Source organism: Corynebacterium pseudodiphtheriticum (genome assembly GCF_023509295.1).
Classification (GTDB): domain Bacteria; phylum Actinomycetota; class Actinomycetes; order Mycobacteriales; family Mycobacteriaceae; genus Corynebacterium; species Corynebacterium pseudodiphtheriticum.
Genome location: NZ_CP091864.1, coordinates 1,049,574 through 1,068,805, shown reverse-complemented (window position 1 = coordinate 1,068,805; position 19,232 = coordinate 1,049,574). Strand labels below are relative to the sequence as shown.

11 protein-coding genes are annotated in these 19,232 nt (G+C 55.1%); 7 read left to right on the top strand and 4 right to left on the bottom strand.

The genetic code is table 11. From position 1 onward, the window contains the following. The first annotated feature begins 28 nt into the window (after positions 1–28). On the top strand, positions 29–1,804 hold the full coding sequence (locus L9H78_RS04780) for a siderophore-interacting protein (protein ID WP_249620646.1): 1,776 nt from the start codon (positions 29–31) through the stop codon (positions 1,802–1,804). A gap of 87 nt (positions 1,805–1,891) precedes the next feature. Here L9H78_RS04780 and polA read toward each other — a convergent pair whose 3' ends face one another. After that, a complete protein-coding gene (gene polA / locus L9H78_RS04775) occupies positions 1,892–4,516 on the bottom strand; it encodes a DNA polymerase I (protein ID WP_249620645.1) in 2,625 nt (874 codons plus the stop codon). A gap of 100 nt (positions 4,517–4,616) precedes the next feature. Next, positions 4,617–4,988 carry a hypothetical protein gene (locus L9H78_RS04770; RefSeq protein WP_249620644.1) on the bottom strand — a complete coding sequence of 124 codons (372 nt, stop codon included), beginning with the start codon at positions 4,986–4,988 and terminating at the stop codon, positions 4,617–4,619. Positions 4,989–5,046: 58 nt separating this feature from the next. Here L9H78_RS04770 and L9H78_RS04765 point away from each other — a divergent pair, with 58 nt between their 5' ends. The 6 genes from L9H78_RS04765 to L9H78_RS04740 all read left to right on the top strand — a co-directional run bounded on the left by L9H78_RS04765 (position 5,047) and on the right by L9H78_RS04740 (position 17,312). Then, positions 5,047–5,991: a restriction endonuclease gene (locus L9H78_RS04765; RefSeq protein ID WP_023019556.1), complete on the top strand. Its 945-nt coding sequence runs from the start codon at positions 5,047–5,049 to the stop codon at positions 5,989–5,991. Positions 5,992–6,030: 39 nt separating this feature from the next. Beyond that, positions 6,031–6,933 (top strand): GDSL-type esterase/lipase family protein, encoded by a 903-nt coding sequence (locus L9H78_RS04760; protein WP_249620643.1) that lies wholly within the window; start codon positions 6,031–6,033, stop codon positions 6,931–6,933. 334 nt (positions 6,934–7,267) lie between these two features. After that, positions 7,268–7,432 (top strand): hypothetical protein, encoded by a 165-nt coding sequence (locus tag L9H78_RS04755; RefSeq protein WP_021352231.1) that lies wholly within the window; start codon positions 7,268–7,270, stop codon positions 7,430–7,432. A gap of 91 nt (positions 7,433–7,523) precedes the next feature. Continuing rightward, a complete protein-coding gene (locus L9H78_RS04750) occupies positions 7,524–12,446 on the top strand; it encodes a DEAD/DEAH box helicase (protein WP_249620642.1) in 4,923 nt (1,640 codons plus the stop codon). Between the two features lie 131 nt (positions 12,447–12,577). After that, a complete protein-coding gene (locus L9H78_RS04745) occupies positions 12,578–13,969 on the top strand; it encodes an ATP-binding protein (protein WP_249620641.1) in 1,392 nt (463 codons plus the stop codon). A gap of 262 nt (positions 13,970–14,231) precedes the next feature. Further along, the gene (locus tag L9H78_RS04740) at positions 14,232–17,312 is read left to right on the top strand and encodes a Z1 domain-containing protein (RefSeq protein WP_249620640.1); all 3,081 of its coding nucleotides are present in this window, start codon (positions 14,232–14,234) and stop codon (positions 17,310–17,312) included. Positions 17,313–17,654: 342 nt separating this feature from the next. Here the strand turns inward: L9H78_RS04740 and L9H78_RS04735 are convergent, their stop codons facing one another. After that, complete coding sequence (locus L9H78_RS04735) at positions 17,655–18,671, bottom strand: iron-siderophore ABC transporter substrate-binding protein (RefSeq protein WP_249620639.1); 1,017 nt, start codon at positions 18,669–18,671, stop codon at positions 17,655–17,657. Then, on the bottom strand, positions 18,668–18,868 hold the full coding sequence (locus L9H78_RS04730; protein WP_249620638.1) for a hypothetical protein: 201 nt from the start codon (positions 18,866–18,868) through the stop codon (positions 18,668–18,670). Before L9H78_RS04730 ends, L9H78_RS04735 begins: the two co-directional genes overlap by 4 nt. Positions 18,869–19,232 lie beyond the last annotated feature (364 nt).

The window sequence follows — 19,232 nt, the reverse complement described above, 5'->3', positions numbered from 1 at the left end:
GCTGGCAAAGTACGACTAAAATGGGCTTATGGCCCGCACACGTACTTCGTACCCAGCAAGCACCCGATTTTTGCAGGTGCTGCGCGTCCAGGATGTCACCGACGGCATGCGTCGGGTCACCTTGGGCGGCCCACAACTAGCAGCGCATACTGCCGACAACGGCTACGTCGTCCCAGAGTTTCGCTCAGATAATTTCGACGACTCCATCAAACTAATCCTGCCGCAGGCTCCCGGAGATAAACCCGTGGGCCCAACGCAGCGGGATCGCAAGCTAGATTGGCCTGCAAAATCTTCGTCGTCGCCACGCCGAACTTATACCGTGCGCCGTTTCAATAGCCAGCACGGCGAGCTGGATGTAGATTTTGTTTTGCACGGCTCCGGCCCCGCCACCTCGTGGGCGTCGCAAGCCCAACCCGGCGATATTCTGCAAATCGCAGGCCCGAAGTCGACGTCTTCCCAACCGCAAGGCGCTGACTGGATCCTTGCCGCCGGCGATGCCACCGCGTTGCCCGCGCTGAGCCGTTGGCTAGAAGAATGGCCTGCCGGGCAGCGCGGAAAATTTTTCATCTTGGTTAACGAGCATTCCCACCGCCAACAACTCCCCTGCCCAGATGGCGTGGAAATCACCTGGTTATTCCGGAGCGATGGGCACACACTGTACGACGCCATCTCCACCACCGACTGGTGGGACGGCGAAGTCTTCGCCTGGGTGGCTGGCGAGTCTGCCAGTTTGAAACCAATTCGCCGGTGGCTGCAGGAGGCCAAGGGGCTGCGTAAACATCAGATGCATTTTTCTGGTTATTGGAAATCCCGTACGAAGCACTACTCCACGCCACCACGCCGGGCGCCAGAAACGTTGGCCAGTCCCAGCGCGCATACCGCAACAACGAACACTGCCGAACCAGCACAATTGACACCGCACAAGGATGGGCATGCCGGGAACGGTACACCAATCCACAACGCTCAAGCAGAATTTGCTGCCCTGAGTGACCTCACCGCGGCTTTCGCCATTCGCACGGCAGTAACTGTTGGGCTGGGCACCACTTTGGCCACAGCCCCGCGTGATGTGCACGAGCTTGCCGCAGCCACAAATACCCAACCGGCTGGGTTAGAAAAACTGCTGGTGTACCTGGAAACCCTGGGCTTGGTTTTCCGTGCCACGCCTGCGCAGTGGCAATTGACTGCTTCTGGCCGGATTCTGGCCGAAGACGCCACCGTCGAGCAGCTATCTGATAACAATCAGCGTAACCAAACAGCACTGGCGGGTCTTGTGCACCTGCGTACCGCGCTTGTCGACGGCTACCACCCGGGAGTTACGGCTGCGGCCGGGACAGCCACGGGATTAGGCACCGCAGCAGCACCAACCGAAGCAACCGAAACAACAGACGCAACCGACGCAACTAACTCAGTCATTCCGGTGACCGCGGATCTGGCCCAACGCGACGATGCGGCGGCAACCGAGTATCTGCAGGATCTCTACCGCAAGCAACAACAAGCCGGGGCAAATTCGCTGCGGCTTGCTTGCCAATGCCGGTTGCCGGATTCCACTGGTGAAACCGGTTTCTCCACACCGTCTGCTGCCTCACGTGCTACCGCCGCGCAGTCTAGTGCCCAGCGATCTAGTGCCCAGCGATCTAGTGCCGAGAGCGCACTGGTCACCTTTGCACTGTACGGCGAGCAGCTGCGCAGCCGGGAAGAACTGTATTACCTCTTCGGCCGCGCGGGATTGCCAGCGCCGACCGTCGGCAAGCACGGCTCCGACCAGCCAGATGCAGGCAGCTTAGTCTTCGAGTTTCGAACCTAGAAGAAGTGGCTCACGCCCCGACCACAATGCCGAGCAACTCGCGGTTGGCTCTCCAGCACTCCAGAATGCTGCCGGGTGCTAGCGAGGCTAGTGCTCGGCGGCTTGCCAGTTGGTGCCCGAGCCGGTAGATACCTCCAACGGGACAGTCAGCGTGATGGCTTGATCCATTTCGCGTTCCACCAGCTCGCGGACCTGCTCTAGCTCGCCTTGCGCGATTTCCACGACTAACTCGTCGTGCACCTGCAACAGCACCCGGGATCGCAGCTTCGCTTCCCGCAGCGCGTCGTCGACGCGAATCATCGCCACCTTAATGATGTCTGCGGCAGTGCCCTGAATCGGCGCATTCAACGCGGCCCGTTCGGCGTTTTCCCGGGCAACGCGGTTATCTGAGTTCAGCTCCGGCAAATAACGACGCCGGCCAAACACCGTTGAGGTAAAGCCATCATGCCGGGCCTTTTCGACGACCTCATCTAGGTACTGCTTCACCCCACCGAAGCGGGCGAAGTAGTTTTCCATGATCTTTTTCGCCTCCCCCGGTGGAATATTCAGCTGCTGCGATAAACCATAAGCAGACAAGCCGTACACCAGGCCGTAAGACATCGCCTTAACCCGTCGTCGCAGTTCCGGGGTGACTTCTTCCACCGGGACGTCGAACACGCGCGAACCGACGTAATTGTGCAGGTCTTCGCCTTCTTGGTAAGCCTGGATCAACCCCGGATCGCCGGATAAGTGCGCCATCACGCGCATTTCGATCTGCGAGTAGTCCGCACTCAGCAGTGTTTCAAAACCTTCACTGACCTGGAAGGCCGAGCGGATCTTGCGCCCGGCCTCGGTGCGCACCGGGATGTTCTGCAGGTTCGGATCTGACGAGCTCAACCGGCCGGTCGAAGCCACCGTTTGGTGGAAGCTGGTGTGAATGCGCCCATCGCCTTGCACGGTTTTGGACAGCCCTTCCAGGGTGGTCTTCATTTTCTGGTATTCGCGGTGTGCCAGCAGCCGGTCCAAAAATGGGTGCGGGTGTTTCGCCGCCAAAGCCTCGATCTCACCAGCGGCGGTGGAATAACCAGTTTTGGTTTTCTTCGTCTTCGGCAAATCTAGGGTCTCAAACAGCACAGTTTGCAGCTGTTTAGGCGAGTTCAAATTCAGGTTTTCATCTCCGGCCAGCTCACGGGCGGCCTCTTGTTCTTCACGCACCATCTCGGCAAAGGTCTCGGCTTGCTCGTCCAACACGTCACGGTCGACGGCAATACCGGTGGCTTCCATGGTTCCTAAGATCTGCACTAGCGGCAGCTCCAGGTCGCGGTAGAGCTCGAAACTCTCGATCTTCAGCAACTCGGCGGTGAGCAGCTCGGCCAATTCCAGGATCGCCCCGGCTTTTTCCAACAGCTGCTGGGTTTCCCCCTCCCCGCCCGGCAGGGTCTTCTGCAGGTGGCGCTGGTAAACATCGGCCAGATCATAACCGCGCTGGCCTGGGCGCAGCAGATATGCGGCGATCGCGGTGTCGTGGCTGATGCCACGCAGTTGGTAGCCGCGGCCTGCCAGCATGTGGAAGGCAGCTTTGGCCTCGTGCAAATATTTGCTGGCGCTGTCGTCGGCAAGCCATTCTGCCAGGGTTTTGTCTTCGTCGGCGGAAAGATCTTCCAGCACCACCGTGATGCCCTGTCGGTTCGTGTCGACGAGCGCGATCGCCGTAGCATCACCCTGGCCCGGCGCGCCGTTGCCGTCGACGAACATGGCGACGCCTTCGGTGTGCTCCGCGAGCCAGTCGGTGAGTGTGGCTTCGTCGTGTGTGATGGCGGGTAATTCGGGGGTGTCGTCAATCTCGGCTTCAGCGCCGAAAACGCCGAGTACGCGGTCGCGCAGGTTGGGGCCGAATTCGAGGTCGTCGAAATGGGCGGCCACTTGGTTGGCGTCGACGTCGGCAAAAGAAAGATCATCCGGGCTGTGCGAAAGTTGCATATCGGTGATCATTTGCGTGAGTTCACGGTTGAGGCGCACTTGTTCGATGCGTTCGCGGAAGCTGTTGCCGGCTTTGCCTTTGATGTCGTCGGCGTGTGCGATCAGCTCGTCGAGGCTGCCGTATTGTTTGATCCATTTTTGTGCGGTTTTTTCGCCGACGCCGGGGATGTTGGGCAGGTTATCGGATGGGTCGCCACGTAGCGCGGCGAAGTCCGGGTATTGCTGCGGGCTCAAGCCGTATTTTTCTTCTACCGCATCCGGGGTGAAGCGGTGCAGCTTGGATACCCCGCGCATAGGGTACAGCACGGTGGTCATGTCGTTGACCAGCTGTAGGTAGTCGCGGTCGCCGGTGACGATCAGGGTTTCGTATTCGCCGGACTGTGCCCCGGCTGCGGTGGCCAGGGTGGCGAGGATGTCGTCGGCCTCGTAGTTTTCGACTGAGAGCGTGGTGATGCCGAGTGCTTCGATGACTTCGCGGATGAGTTCAACTTGGCCTTTGAATTCTTCTGGCGTGGCCGCGCGCTGGGCTTTGTAATCCGGGAATTTTTCGGTGCGGAAGGTCTTGCGCCCGACGTCGAAGGCCACCGCGATGTGGTCGGGTTTTTCATCGCCGACGATGCCGGTGAGCATGGTGAGGAATCCGTAGACCGCGTTGGTGTGCTGGCCGCCGCCGGTGGAGAAATTTTCTGCCGGGAGCGCGTAGAAAGCGCGGAAGGCCATGGAGTGTCCGTCGATGAGCAAGAGGCGTTTCATGCCCTACACTTTAGCCGCCACCGGCAGCACACTACAGCCACAGCGCTAGAGCTACCATGCTCGAGCCCAAGCGCTACACCCACCGTGGCCTGCTGCCCCGTTACGCTTGCCGACGGTCAAGCTCCTGCCATTCCACGTTGAGATCGGATTCTGCCACACCGCGCACCTGTTCGGCGAGGAAGCAGTACAGGTTATCGGTACCGTCTTCGATGCCATCTGCGACGTCTTCTCCGGCAGAAGTGATCGCCAGGATGGCCCGGCGCGAGCGTTCCTCGGCGTGTACTAGTTGTGCTCCCCATCCACCTTCGCCACGGTGGCCGTTGTCGTCTACCGAGAGGCTTTCCAGCCAGGCGTGGGCTAATGCGCAGGCGTCAGCGCCTTCGAGGACTGCACGCACTGTAGCGGGGGTGCCGTCGTTACCGGGTGGTGTGCCCCAGAGCCAATCCAGGTTCACACGGTAGGGATAAAGCATTGGGGGTTACCTTTCGCCGTATTCTTCCCTGGCATTCTAGCTCTGCGAGAATGGAAGAATGAGCGCTTCAGAATCAAATAAGTCTTTTACCGAACGCGGAATTCCGACCCACCAGCAACTCGTTGTGCCTGTGCTCAAAGCGATGCATGTTTTGGGTGGATCTGCCAGGGCCAACGAAATTACCGAGCACGTATTGGAGCTAGTCCCGGGTTCAGAAAACCTTCAGCAAATTACTTATCCGACTCGCCCAAATCTCTCTGTGCTGATTGACCGCATTGGGTGGGCTCGTACTACGGCTAAACGAATTGGTGTGCTCGAACAACCAGGGCAAGGAATGTATTTGCTCACCGATAAAGGCGAAGAGCTTCTTGAGCTTACGGAAGTGGATGCTTTCGACAAAGTTCAAGACCTTGATCGAGAGATTTCCCGAGCACAACGGCAGCGGAAGAAATTAGAAAAAGAAGCGAAAACTACAGACTCTGAAGTGGAAGACGATATTTCTGACGCAGAGATTCGCGAAGACTCCGACGACGAAGAAATGGATAGAGATTGGAAGAGTCAACTACTGGAACGACTCCACCAATTATCGCCGGACGGCTTCGAAAAGTTTGTTATCTATTTGCTTCGGCGACAAGGCCTGCACCTGCAACAAACCGGCGGTTCTGGTGACGAAGGCGTCGATGCCATCGGTACAGCACCAATCAGTTCAGTGCTTTCTTCTCGTGTGGCAGTACAAGTCAAGCGCTATGCCCCAGATAAGCCTATTGGCCGTGATACGGTGGCGCTTTTCCAACGCGATGCTCATACCAAGGGAGCAGAGCGCGCCATTATCGTCACTCTGAGCCGGTTCACAGAACCCGCCCGTAAAGCTGCTACGGCATCGGTACCCACAGTAGATCTCATTAGCGGTGACCGTCTCGCGGAACTGATTCGCGCGGACGGTGAATCAGGCGTCAAGCTACGCCCAACTGTGGATCTTCGGTGGTTCGACAAGTTTGACTAAGGTGTAACGCAAAACCATTTTCATTCCGCTAGGACACGCATGCGTACTAAGCTCGCTCTACTGACTGCTATCGTGGCCACTACTGCATCTCTTACTGCTGGTGCTGCCGCAGCTCATACGGCACCTCCGGGAAATACCGTATTAGCCGGTGACAGCGTGGTCGCCAACCCCGTACCTTTCGATGTTGTGCGCAATAACATGCCGCTTTCGTCAGGTAGCGCCACTGATACGTCCAGTAGTAGTTCTGCTATGCCAGGCAAGAGCTCCGATGCGTCGGGTAGCAGCAAAGACATCATGACCACCGGTGTCGGTTGCGTTACCGACGGCGCCATCGCCGACGAGATTCGTCAGGCGTCCGGCGTCGCTCGAGTGGATCAGTATCAGTGTTCTGGTGCTTCGTTAGCTAGTGGTGAGCCTCGTATCGACGATACTCTCCGCACAGCTGCAGAACAGGGCGATCTCACCCGGAGTACGAGAAACGTCGTTATTGTTGCGGGGGCTAACGATACTTACCGTTACGGACTCGATACGCAGTCGGTTGATCACGCGGTCCGTAGTGGCTTGCAGAACGCCATCGACGTTATCCACGAGCACGCACCGAATGCCAGGATTGTGGTGGTTGGATATCCCCGTGTCACAAGCGATGGCACAACATGTGCGAACAGTGGGCTGCATTCATCTGACCCGCTACCTATCCCTACTCCCCTCATTGCCGCTACGGAGCAGCGTTTGCAGAACAACCTGCGTGAGGTAGCCGAGCACAATGGGGCCACCTTTGTCGACGCCTGGCCTGCCTCTGAAGGCCACGATATGTGTTCGCCGCAGCGTTGGTGGCGTAACCTTTTTGACGTTGCACCACCAGCACCGGGAAACATCCCGCTGCACCTCAACGCTCTCGGAATACACGGATACGGACAATTGATTGGGCGGCACCTCAACTAGCGCGCCGCGAAAACAATGCGACCTTTGGCTCTTCAACGCGCGCAGTATTGAAAAATGCATCCTCGGATCATCGACGCAGACACTGGAAAAGAATTATGGCGAGCCGTAGGATGCGCGGAATACTGTGCATAGCTCCGCGCACCTAGGCTAACTATTATGCTAATGGACATATTCTGAGGTTTATCGTCATGCTCGATGGGCGCAGCTCATTCTGGTTCGCAGAAAAATCAAAAATGGCAAGAAGATCACCCAGAATCACCGAAACAGCTGCAACGGTAATTAAATCCCGAATGGTCCCCATACTTGTGGGACCTGAATGAAAGGAATCAACACAATGACCTTAAAACAAGCATCCGCCCTAGGAGGAATCGTTGTTGCTGCAGCGTATTCGATCATTGCTGATTCTCCGATTTGGGGGATAGTCGTGGCACTCGCGGCACTATCTGGCTACAACTTAGCGACGGCCACTTCCTCCAAAAAGAAAGACAGTGCAGCATAGAATCATTAACGCGGGCACTGGCCAGGAACCATAGGCTGGGCAAAGTGCACCAAGCACCTCAACCCGCAACCTCGTAAGGCATAATCGGTGCATGGCTACGTTTGAAGAAGTTCTGGACCAGCTACGTGAGAATCAACCGCAGGGCAAGTACGGTATTGCCTTCGAAAAACTCATGGTGAACTTCTTCCGCACCACACCATCGCTGGCCGAGCAGTTCGATGAGGTCTGCCGCTGGTCCGATTGGCGCTATAACAACGGCCAAACTGACACGGGCATCGATATGGTGGCCCACCGCGTGGCCGATGACAGCTGGGTCGCCATCCAGGCAAAGTTTTATAAGCCGACCACCAGTATCCAAAAAGGCCACATCGACTCCTTCTTTGAGGCCTCTGGAAAATCCTTCGAAACGGAAAAGGGCCGGGAACATTTCTCGCACCGCTATATCATCTCGACGACGGATAAGTGGTCCTCGAATGCCGAGGCCGCGCTGGCGAACCAAATCATTGAAACCAGCCGTATCGGTATCGGAGATATTGCTTCTGCCCCGGTGAACTGGGATGTGGCATTCCCTGGCTCAGAAATCCAAGTGAAACTGGAGCGTAAGCAAGCTTTCCAGCCACGTAAGCACCAATCTGAGGCTATCGAAAAGGCCTTAACTGGTTTTGCTACCCATGATCGCGGCAAGCTGATCATGGCCTGCGGTACGGGCAAGACGTTTACGTCGCTGCGCCTGGCGGAACAGTTCGCCGAGCAGCGTGGCGGCCGTGCCCGGGTTTTGTTCCTGGTTCCGTCCATCGCGCTGCTCTCGCAAACCCTGCGTGAGTGGACTGCGCAGGCCACCGTCGATATGCGCAGCTTCGCGGTGTGCTCGGACACCAAGGTGGGCAAGGGCGCGGAGGATATTGCGCCTTATGATCTCGAGGTGCCGGTCTCGACCGACGGCACACGCCTGGCGGAGATCTTTAATACCGGCAAACACGGTGCGGGGCTGCACGTGGTGTTTTCCACCTACCAGTCGCTGCCCACCGTCCACGACGCGCAGCAGCACGGCCTCGACGATTTCGACCTGGTCATTTGCGACGAGGCTCACCGCACCACTGGTGTGACGCTGGCTGGTGAGGATGCCTCGAATTTCGTCCGCATCCACGACGCCGACTACCTCAAGGTCGACAAGCGCCTGTATATGACGGCCACGCCGAAGCTTTTCGACGACGACGTCAAGGACAAAGCCGCAGACCACTCGGCTGAGTTGGCATCGATGGATGATGAAGGCGTCTACGGCCCGGAGTTTCACCGGTTAGGCTTTGGCGAGGCCGTCGAGCGCGGGTTGCTTACCGACTACAAGGTGTTGGTGATGACGGTCGACGAGGACGTCGCCGCAGAAGCCCTTGCCAATGCCCCAGGGCAATTAGTGAACCTCACGACGGCCTCGGCGATCATCGGCGCGTGGAATGCGCTGGCGAAACGCTCTGGCAAGTTGCAGGGCACCAAGGACGGCTTCGAGGTTAATGCCAAGCCGATGCAACGCACGGTAGCTTTTGCGAAAGACATCAAACATTCGAAGCAGATCGCAGATTCCTTCCCTGCTTTGGTGGCCGCGCACCAGGAATCGCTGCACGAGCACGCCGCGCTGGAAGACATCAGCCTGCACAACACGGATGTGGCTGTGGCAGCCCAGCATGTCGACGGCACCATGAACGCGATGCAGCGTTCTTCGCGGATCAACTGGCTGGAAGCTGATATTGCCCCGACGGAATCCCGGGTTTTGACCAACGCGCGCTGCCTGTCGGAAGGCGTGGATGTGCCGGGGCTGGATTCGGTGATCTTCTTCCAACCTCGTAACTCCATGGTGGATGTGGTGCAGTCTGTCGGCCGCGTGATGCGTAAGGCAGAGGGCAAAGACTATGGCTATATTATTCTGCCGGTCGCGGTGCCTCCTGGGGTGAGCCCGTCGCAGGCGCTCAACGACAACACGCGTTTCAAGGTGGTCTGGCAGATCCTAAACGCGCTGCGTGCCCACGATGATCGCTTCAATGCGAAGATCAACTCCATCGCGTTGAACGAAGGCAACCCAGACGAGCTGCCGGTTGTCGTGGACCCAGTTGTGAAACCTAAAGAGCCGATCGTCAATCCTGCTCCCTCCCCGACCGGTAATGCCACTGACGAAGACACAGCGAAGCAGATCGCGTTGTTTTCTTTGGAGCGGTGGCAGGAAGCCATCTACACCAAGTTGGTGGATAAGGTTGGTTCGCGCACGTATTGGGAAGACTGGGCCGATGATGTAGCCAAGATTGCCGAAAACCAGGTCACCCGCATTACTAAGCTTGTCGACGGCGCGGACAAGCACTTGCGTGCTGAATTCGATGACTTCGTCGACGGCCTGCGTAATAACCTGAACGACGGGATTGGTGGAGCCGATGCCATCTCGATGCTTTCGCAGCACCTGATCACTGCCCCGGTGTTCAACGCGTTGTTCGATAACCACGACTTCATTGAGAACAACCCGGTGGCCCAGGTAATGCAGCGTATGACGGATGCGCTGCAGGACGCACACCTGGACAGTGAAAGGGAATCGCTGGAGAAATTCTACGATTCCGTGCGCGTTCGCGCCTCTGAGGTGACCTCTGCTTCGGGTAAGCAGCAGGTGATCAAGGATCTGTATGAGCGCTTTTTCCGTAAAGCCTTCAAGAAGCAAGCGGAAGCCCTCGGCATTGTCTACACTCCGGTGGAAATCGTGGACTTCATCCTGCGCGCAGCCGATGAGGTCTCCCAAAAGCACTTTGGCAAGGGGCTTAGCGATGAGGGTGTAAGTATCCTGGACCCCTTCGCTGGGACCTCGACGTTCATGGTGCGCCTGCTGCAGTCTGGCCTCATCAAGCCGGAAGACTTGGCGCGCAAATATGCCAACGAGCTATTCGCCACCGAAATCATGCTGCTGGCGTACTACGTCTCCGCCGTTAATATCGAGACCACCTACAACGCCTTGCGTGAGGAAGCCGCGCAGCGCAACGGCGAACCGGTTCCAGACTACGTGCCGTTTATGAATATCGCGCTTGCCGATACCTTCCAGGTCCACGAAGACGGCGATATTCCGGACCTCAACATTTTCCGCGAAAATAACGCCACCATCGAGCGACAGAAGAACGCGCCCATCAACGTGGTGATTGGCAACCCGCCGTATTCCGCCGGCCAAAAGTCCGCGAACGATCTCAACGCCAACCAGAAGTACCCCAGCCTGGATAAGCGCATCGCGGACACCTACGTGGCTAAATCCACGGCGACTTCTCAGCGAACCCTCTATGATTCCTATTTGCGAGCTTTCCGCTGGGCTACCGACCGCATCGGCGACCAGGGCGTGGTTGCCTTCGTATCAAACGGTGGTTGGATTGACGGCAATACGGGTGACGGCGTGCGCTTGTCGATGGCCGAAGATTTCACCGATCTGTATTTATTTAACCTTCGCGGTAATATGCGCAGTTCAAATTGGCGAGCTGAAGGTGGACAAATCTTCGGCTCTGGATCGCAGACAACTATCGCTGTAATTGTTGGTGTAAAAGACCCAAGTAAAACGAGTTTCTCGTTGAACTACACTCAAACTCCTGATGGTGCTGATCGCGATGAAAAGCTCAGTATCGTCAATTCCTGCGCGATTGAAACCGTTAATTGGCAGACTATCGAACCGAACAAAGAAGGCGATTGGCTGAACCAACGCTCTGAAGAATTCGAGACATGGCCGGTTATTGGTGACAAGAAAGAAAAAGCACAGAAATTCTTTAAAATACTTTCGCTAGGATTAGGCACTAACCGCGACGCTTGGGTTTATAACTATTCTACTTCGCGTTTGAAAAGTAACCTAGAGAAGCATATTTTGACATTTAATCAAGCTGTAGAGGCAAAACCATTAACACAATCATCCGCGGACTTCTTAAGTGGCCATCCTGAATATGTTCGGCCGGATTCAATAAAGTGGTCTTCGAGCTTAACTAGCAGGTTGGAAAAGAATAAGCCCATAGGACCTTTTACTTCGGCAAAAATTGTCAAATCGTTGTACCGACCATTCGTGTCAGCGAAGGCGTATTATGATGATGCTCTGGTTCATCGAATGAGCCAACTCCCGTCAATGTTCCCAACCCCAGAGCACTCCAATATCGGTTTCATCGTCATGGCCCCTCGCGATGCAGCTGAATTCGCAGTGCTAGCTACAGAACTAATCCCAGATTTGTCGTTCTTTACATATACAGGCCAGTTCTTCCCCCGCTTCACCTGGGCACCAGTCGATGCCGAGGACGGTGGCCTATTCGGTAAGGGGAACGTCGTCAAGCAAAGCGAAGCCAGTGTCTATGGTCAGGTCGGTGAGGTTGTTGATGGGTATGTGCGCGTAGACAACATCACGGAGGAGATTAAGCAGATTTACCGGGATGCGTTGGGCGGTGATGTCTCGGGTGATGACATTTTCCACTTTGTGTACGGCAAGTTGCATGATCCGGGTTATCGCACACGGTATGCGGCGGATTTGAAGAAGATGCTGCCGCATATTGAAACACCGAGTTCGCGTGCGGAGTTCGATAAGTTCGCTGTAGCTGGTAAGGAACTCATGGCGTTGCACGTGGATTATGAGTCCGTGGAACCGTGGCCGCTGGATATTCAGGTCAAGGGTGATGAGTCCAACCGTGAGACCTGGCGCGTGCAGAAGATGAAGTGGGCCAAGCGCAAGGATCCGGAAACGGGTAAGAACGTCAACGACGTGACGAAGCTGATTTACAACAAGCAGGTGACCATCTCCGGTATTCCGGCAGAGGCGGATGAGTACATGCTGGGCTCGCGCTCAGCGTTGGCATGGTTGATTGATCGGTACCAGGTGAAGAAAGACAAAACTTCGGGGATTGTGAATGACCCGAATGATTGGGCCGATGATGTGGGCAATCCGCGCTACATCGTGGACCTGATTGGCAAGGTCACGCGCGTGGCGATGGAGACCGTGCGGATTGTGGACGGGTTGGACACCGACGACTAGAGCCGAGCACAGAAATGACAAAGAGCAACAGGTCAGTGGAGTTCGCTAGGACGCTCCACCTCGCGCCGTCTGAATCTATCCAGCACGCGCTCGGGGCAAATCACGATATTTGCTCTGGTATCGATGAGTTGGTGGACAACTCCATCGATGCCGAAGCCAGCAACATCAGCATCGTCTTACACGTGGACGACAATAAGCTCACGCAACTCGCTGTGCATGATGATGGCGTCGGCATGGACGCAGCAAAGATGGAGCGCGTGTTGCGCTTAGGTGGGCACGAAGCTCACTCGCAGAAGACCATCGGTATTTACGGCATGGGTTTAAAAGAAGGTTCGTATGCCAACGCCAATACCGTAACGGTATTATCCCGGGTCAAAGGACAATTCCCGGAGGGAATCCAATTACACAAAGAGAGTTTTACAGCAGGAGTATTGCAAGAAAAAGCTCTGACCCAGGTTTGGAATCTGCGCGACCGCCTGGTCGATCTAAAACGTGGCACGTCGATCTTGTGGAATGACCTGCACGGGGTTTATGAGGGCAACGAGGAGACAGAAGCTAACGCCTTCCTTTCCCGAACAACCGAGAAATTACGCAGGCACCTCGGTGTCCGTTACCATCGCTTTCTCGAGGACGCTCGGATAAACATCAAAATCTTCCTGCTTTACGATGGAAATTTTCCCGTGGCTACTCCAGACATCAGGCCCATCAATCCATGTGGTTACCGAAAATCCGGTGATAAGCACTATCCCCTAAACCTGCGCGAACACGGGCAACAAGACTCACTTGGAATCACCGCACATATTTGGACGAACCGGTCTAACACAGACGAATTTCAGCTAGAAGGCAAGGACGCACTCGGACACCAAGGCTTTTATGTATACATTGCGAATCGTTTAATCACCCAAGGTGGCTGGTGTGGGCTGCAGGAGTCACGCAAAAACTATAAGCTGCTGCGGGTTGTCATTGATGATCCGCGAGTGATTGAAAAATATATCACAATCAGTCCACAAAAAGGTTCGGTGCGACTTGGCGAAGGCTTCCACCGGTTTATTGCTAGCCTGCGGGACCCTGAAAATCCACAGAAGACTTTTGACGACGTATGCGACGATGCCGTGGCAGTATTGCGCGAATCTAACAAGAAATCTGGCAACCCTAATCCGTTGGCAGAGGGTGGTCGCGGCCTTGCGCCAGCCATCAGGGAAGCAATCGAGAGTGACGCTATTTTGAAAAGCAGCGATCCGGTCGATGTCATTTGGGCTGATCTTGCCGACGATGATTTTGTCAAAGTTGATTCTGTAAGGAACACGATCAAAATTAATCGCAAATACCGGACAATGCTCAATCCTGGCAAGGGAAGATTAAATGATGCGCCTCTTGTAAAAACACTGCTCTACTTGCTATTCAACGATATTGCTACGTCGAAAAGGACTGGCAAGGCTAGGGCAAATGCAGAATTATGGTCTGATTTGCTGGCCATTGCGGCGGCGGAACAACTCCGTCAAGAATCCGGCCAGCTCGATTAATTGACCGATACGGCTGTCGTCGTGCAGTGACGCTGAATCCTGCCCTGCCAACTAATCAGCGATGTATTGTGGAACCTAATTGATGAACCACTGTTAATTCATGCACGTGCCGGACTTAACGCGGCACAGATTCCAGGAGAAAATCGTGCCCACCGGCTCTCACGAACAAAACTATAGTTTCCAATTTCTGAAGGACGCGATCAGCAACGTCCTCGCCCCTTCAAACGTGAAACTATTTTCCGGTTTGCTCGAAAGATTGAAGATGCTGGAGGGAATAGAGATCGGCACGGCTGAGCTGCAAAGCTATATCGAGGACTCTACCGATATAGACATCCAACCATTAATTACCTTCATCATTGCGGCGAAGTCTGCCGATTCGGCGTTGCTCAAACCAGAAACACAGACTGCTCCGGACAGCAAAGAACGGATTCAGTGGGTTATTAGCCAGTTGGGGCTCGCTGAGTTCTCTGATTCCTTGCAAAAACGATTGCCAGACCCAGAACCAGCAGTGATCGTCGAAGATAAGTTCACCGAGTGGTATACACCAGAAAGGCAGCAAGCCAATTCTCACTACTGGGATGATTATCGCCGCGTTCTGAGCAGAAACGGTTGGAATGCGGAATCGATCGACACCGTGGGAACCCAAGCAACCGAGGTTCTTCGTCGTATTGAAGACCCAAAAGAACCGCACTATTTGTCATCCCGAGGTCTCGTGGTTGGTTATGTGCAAAGCGGTAAGACTGCCAACTTTACTGCAGTAACAGCTAAGGCAATTGATGCTGGATATAGGTTTATTATTATCCTCGCCGGCACAATGGACAACCTGCGCGATCAAACACAACGGCGCCTAGATAAAGAGCTGTGTGGAAAAGAATCGGTGTTGAGCGGACTCGATGAAGAAAACCTCACGACAAAGGAACGTCGAGACGAAGCTTATTTCAGTGACGACGAAGAATGGGACCGTGACTGGATTGAGAAAGGCGGGGCTTTCATCCGTCATGGACTCAACTACGGAACCACAGGCTTTCCCCGTATCAAGCGCGTAACCACCTCGGTGCGTGATTACCGCCGAACTGGAACCAGCGCGATCGAAATTGAGCGCCCAGATAAGTCTAAGCCGGTTCATCATCCAGACAACCTTGACAACATGCCATGCCTGGTTGCCGTCGTGAAGAAGAACTCCTCTGTGCTGAGAAATCTCAACTCCGACTTGCGTCGCGCGGCGCGCTTGAATGAAGATCTACAGCACCTTCCAGTGTTAGTGATTGATGATGAGTCGGATCAAGCTTCCATCAACACGAAAAAACAGAAGCAAAGCAAAACAGATGTCAATGAAGAACGTGAGCGTACCGCAGTCAATGGGCAAATAACCGAATTGCTCAAGAACTGCCCGCGTGCACAATACGTGGGTTATACCGCAACGCCGTTCGCAAATGTCTTTATCGATCCTGCTGACCCGGTAGATCTTTACCCGCGGAACTATGTGCTCATGCTCAACGAGCCACCAGCGTACCGCGGAGCAAAGTGGTTCCACGATCGCATGGATTTTTCCGATACACCCGAGGAAGCAAATAGGCAAAACTCACAGAGTGAAGCATTCATCCGTGACATCGTCAAAGAAAGTGATTGTGACGATCATGATCTCTTTAACGCTGAACGGACAAATGAGCTCGAAGAAGCGCTCGATATGTTCGTGCTCACCGGAGCAATAAAGAAATTCCGCGAAGCCAAACATCCCGGTTTGACGTTTAAACACCACACCATGCTGGTGCACGAAGGTACGGGCACCAGCATTCACAGCGACGGCAAACAAATTTTGGAGACGATTTGGCGTAACCGCGGATACAACTTACCCCGGCCGACCCCGGCGATGAAGAGGTTGTTCGAAACAGACCTGCTTGATGTCATGAATATCGAACGATATAGCGCAGGTTATGCCATCCCCGAGTCATATGAAGAGCTATTGCCCTATATCAATGAAGCTTATGCAGAGATGATGACTGGGGTACAAGCCGGCGGATCGCCGATATTGCAGGTAAATACAGTTGGCAGGGAAAGCCCCAACTTTGAGTCCGGCCAAGTATGGAAGATACTCGTCGGCGGTGCAAAGCTATCTCGTGGCTACACGGTTGAAGGCCTCACCATTTCTTATTTCCGTCGGCGCGCAGGCAGTGCAGATACCTTGATGCAAACCGGTCGCTGGTTTGGCTTCCGCAAGGGCTATCAAGATTTAGTTCGCCTGTACGCTCCTCGTGATTTGGTCGAGCTTTTTGAAGCTGCGATGCACGACGAAGAAGTCTTCCGCGACAACCTTAAGGTCTATGCACAGCATCCACTCGATTCGGAAAAGCGCTTGACGCCAAGTCGGATCGCACCATTGGTACGGCAATCTCTGCCTGATTTGAAGCCAACGAGCGCGAATAAGATGTTTAATGCATACATCCGGTGCAGCGCGGCGGCACCTAATGTGGTGGAGCTGAACGCGATTCCTGATCGAAGCAATAGAGAGGCGCTAACCTGGAACTTCAAAAAGGTGGGAATTCCGCTGTTAGAGTCTCTCGACTCCAAGACAACGCAAATGGCCTACTTCCGTTTAGAAGGAATTCGCAGCGGACGCCCGTTTGCACACGCTGGAAAGAAAGATTTTCACGTAGGAACCGTGGCCTCGGATACTTTCATTGAGCTTCTGGAGGCAATGAAATGGTATGATGGTTCCAACTACGAAGAAAATATCGTCAACCCACACATTCGTTATCTGCAGGGATTGCTAGGCAATGGCAAGCACTCAAGCGTTTCTGGGTCAGATTTTCGCGAGGTCGCCGTTCTGCTGCCAATCGTGTCCAATCCCGATACCATCGAGGTTCCCTGTGTGCCTTTTCCAGTGCCACTTGTCAAGCGCAGCCGTCGTATAGATCGTCACGACATCACTGGTACCGACCGGAAAAATACCTATATTATGCAGAGCATCGCCAGCGGCCAATCGGTATTAGCACCGCGGCAGGTCGATATGTGGGAGTATTCCGACTTCCTCAACGGCAGCTTCACAAAGATCAATGCTCCAGAACCATTCGATCTCGATTCGCCCGATGCCGCAAAACGTGGCGCCTTGCTGGTCACCGCTTTTGACGACCGAAACCAGGATCTAGTCGCTGATAGTAAAGCAAACGGCACGTACACACCGCCACGGTGGGAAAAAGGTGAAGTCGGACTCGCTCTCGCGTTCAACTCGCCCCACGAAGCAGTTCGCACTACCGGCAACGTGGTGGAATGGGGTGTTCATCTTGCCGGTGATGGCGGCGGTGAAGAAGTAGTAATCGATAGCATGAACGCGCAAAAAAGCTAGCGTCGTTGAGCTTCGCGGTTGTATTGCCTTCTCAGAGCCAGCCGCAGATTCTCCAGCCTATTCTGCTACCCCACCAGGCCGGATGTCCCTGGTAGTCCGGCCGCACGGCGCACCTCAAACTGCATGGTCTATTTAATCCAGCCCAGAGCACCCTTTTAGGCTTTTGTGCAGGGTTTTGCTGGCAGTTGCGGCTTTCCCAAAATTGCGAACGCATGTGAACGCACCTGAGAATGCCTAAAATGTTTTCGCATGCAGTGGAATTGTCGTGGAATTTAAGAGCTTTCAACGACAGCAAAACTGCCCCGGCACTTTCACGCGGGGCGGCTCAGAAGTTGATTCAGACTACTTCGTGGCGTCTGCCAACGGCTGCTCGATCTTGTCCAGCAAATAGTTCAGGCTCAGCACAGTCTGCCACCCGAAGGCCTTTTCCAAATCGCCCTCCAGATAAACACTGCGTCCGTCCTTCACCGCAGGCAGCTCGCCCACGATCGGATCCTCGATCACAGAAGCCGAGCTCTGCTTCGGAGAGTAAGACAGCTGATCCCACACCAATACGTCGGAATTGATCTTGGCTGCGTTTTCCTTGGATACCTCGCCGTAGAACTTATCCTTGGTGATGCCCGCGTAGGCCGGGTTGATCTTGAAACCCAGCTCGGTGAAGAAGCGGCTGCGCGGATCACCCTCGGCAAAGACCGCCAGATTCTCGTCGGAGACAGTGGCCACGCCGAGTTCCTTCTCGGCCCACTCTGGGTGGCGGCCCTTGAGCTCTGCGAACTTCTCCTTGACCTGCTCCACCTGGCGCTTCGCCTCTTCAGGCTTGCCCACGGCCTGCCCGATCTCTTCCGTTGTCACGTCCCATGGTTGCTGTAGTTCTTCGTATTCGCCCTTTTGTACGACAACAGGGGCGATCTCAGACAGCTTGTTGTACGTAGCTTCATCGATATCCGAGTAAACGGCCACGATGAGGTCTGGCTTGTCCTTAGCGATAGCTTCCGCATTAACCTCTGCGTGTTTGTCGATCCGAGGAGTCTCGCCCTCGATCTTGTCATTGGACCAGTTGCCCGCAGCCTGACCATCCGGAGTCATTCCGTCCCAGTAGTTCACGGAGACAGGAGTAACTCCCAGTGCCAGCAGTGCGTCCTGATCCGTGTAGCCCAAGGAGACCACACGCTGTGGGGCTTCCTTAATCTCGGTAGAGCCGTAGCGGTGCTCGATGGTGGTGGGGAATGCGCCCTGCTCGGCGTTGATTGCCTGGGAATCCCCGGAGTTTCCGGACTGGTCATCAGTCGAGCACGCGGTCAGTGCCGCGCCCAAAGTCAATACAACAGCGGTGCTAACGAGAATCTTCTTGAGTGTCATTTTTCTCCGTTGTTATTGGTTTCGGTCGCGGGCAGTTCCGAGTTGTCGTCGAGACGCACACGTGCCAGAACAATCGCCGGTGCTGGCACGTCGGCAACGCGCGATCCGCAGACCATCGCGATTCCTCCTTCGTGAGGGATGGTGACTCGGCAAGGGGTTCCGCCGAGCCGACCTTGCGAGACGTGCGCGGAACGCACGTGGACGCGCTAACCTCGGAATTCGAAGTAAGTCTGGTGCAGCATCGCGCAACGCCTTAATGACGTTTTGCCTCACGCGCTCGGTGACACCCACCTGGAGCCCATGGTCGCTGGCTAGCTCCTCAACGGAGTCTGCCCACATTCGCTCATAAGGGTGATCGCTGGCGGGGTACGTAACTACTAAAACTACTTCATGACCAGCACTGATGACTGCAGACAACGTCCGGTGCCCCCACGGCTGATAGCCGAAAACAGCAACTCGCACGCAGCTAATGTTAGCCTATGTTTACCCATGTAGTCAATGGTGAAAATGGCGCAACTTTCATGCCAGCCCCCGGACGTGACCATCTTTCACCAAATCTCG